The organism is Flavobacterium bomense, assembly GCF_003970355.1.
In genome coordinates this window covers 1-1,337 of the sequence record NZ_RYDJ01000127.1, presented here as the reverse complement: position 1 = coordinate 1,337, position 1,337 = coordinate 1, and the positions used below count along the sequence as shown (strand labels likewise).

The following is a 1,337-nucleotide window of genomic DNA, read 5'->3' as shown; positions in this document are numbered from 1 at the left end:
AATAGAAACCATCAGCGGAAATGATGCTTATGTAATTAAAAATGGCAACACCACTTTGTATTACGACGTAAAATCAGGACTCAAAGTTGCCGAATCCAAAACCGTAGAACAAGGCGCAAACAAGATGACACAAACTACTAACTTTGGCGATTATAGAGAAGTAAAAGGAGTAAAAATTCCTTTTAATATCATCCAAAATGCAGGCTTAGAATTGGATATAAAAATGTCTGAAGTAAAAATCAACGAAGGTGTTTCTGATGCTGATTTTCAATAGATGAAAGTTAGCAGTTACAAAAAAACGAAAACGCCAAGAAACTATCAAAGCGTTTTCGTTTTTTTTATACATAGATGTTTAACATTCTTAATCTGAAATCTGCCTTCTACTTTTTAGCCGACAAATAAACCCCTATCAAAATAATAAAAGCACCCAAAAACTGAACTGGAGTAAGCATTTCGTTATCTAATAACCCCCAAGAAAAAGCAACTACTGGAATTAAATAGGTTACCGAAGTGGCAAAAACTGGTGACGAAATCTGTATGGTTTTAAAGAAAATGATATTCGCAATTCCTGTTCCAACAACTCCTAAAATTACTATGTACAACACCGAATGCTGAACACTTTCAACAGTAATTACATCAAAAAAACCAGAGAAAAACAAGACAATCAAAGCAGGAAACAACAAAACCAAAAAATTTCCAGTGGTAATGCTCAACGGACTCAAATCGGATAAATATTTCTTGATTAAATTGACATTGATAGCATAACAAATCGAAGCAATTATAATTAAAATGGCATAATAATAATTTTGCTCTGGATGATGGATGGCTCCATTTATTATTAACAAAAATGTTCCTATTAATCCAATGATGACACCAAAAACTTGAGTCCGTTTAAAGCTCAAACCAAAAGCCAAACCTCCCAAAATCATGGTGTTTAATGGTGTAAGCGAATTCAGAATAGCACTCACAGAACTGTCGATTTGAGTTTGTGCAATCGAAAAAAGAAACGCTGGAATAAATGTCCCTAAAGTTGCCGTCAAAGCAATATATTTCCATTGATGAAGCGGAATTTTTGACACGCTTTTAAAGCCAATTATCAGTAGAAAAATGGCTGCAAAAATAATGCGTAACGAACCTAATTTCATTGGAGGCAACCCAACCAAACCTCTCTTAATCAAGATAAATGAACTCCCCCAAACCAACGCTAAAGCTATCAGGTAAAACCATTTCAATTGTTTCGAATTCATATATTTAAATTTTGGCTCAAAATTGTAATTATTTTATGAATTACCGATACATTTTTTATTAAATTTGTTTACTAAAATTTTAATTGCTTA

General features: G+C 32.8%; 1 protein-coding gene and 1 pseudogene. One reads left to right on the top strand and one right to left on the bottom strand.

The annotated features are described in order from the left end of the window. Positions 1–274: pseudogene (locus EKL98_RS16110) on the top strand (insulinase family protein); the annotation flags it as partial. Positions 275–380: 106 nt separating this feature from the next. On the opposite strand, the gene EKL98_RS16105 reads toward EKL98_RS16110, so the two are convergent. Beyond that, positions 381–1,247 carry a DMT family transporter gene (locus EKL98_RS16105; protein WP_126563156.1) on the bottom strand — a complete coding sequence of 289 codons (867 nt, stop codon included), beginning with the start codon at positions 1,245–1,247 and terminating at the stop codon, positions 381–383. Positions 1,248–1,337: the final 90 nt, after the last annotated feature.

Coding starts and splice junctions, on each gene's coding strand:
- EKL98_RS16105 (WP_126563156.1), bottom strand. CDS start 1,247: ATGAATTCGAAACAATTGAAATGGTTTTACCTGATAGCTTTAGCGTTG.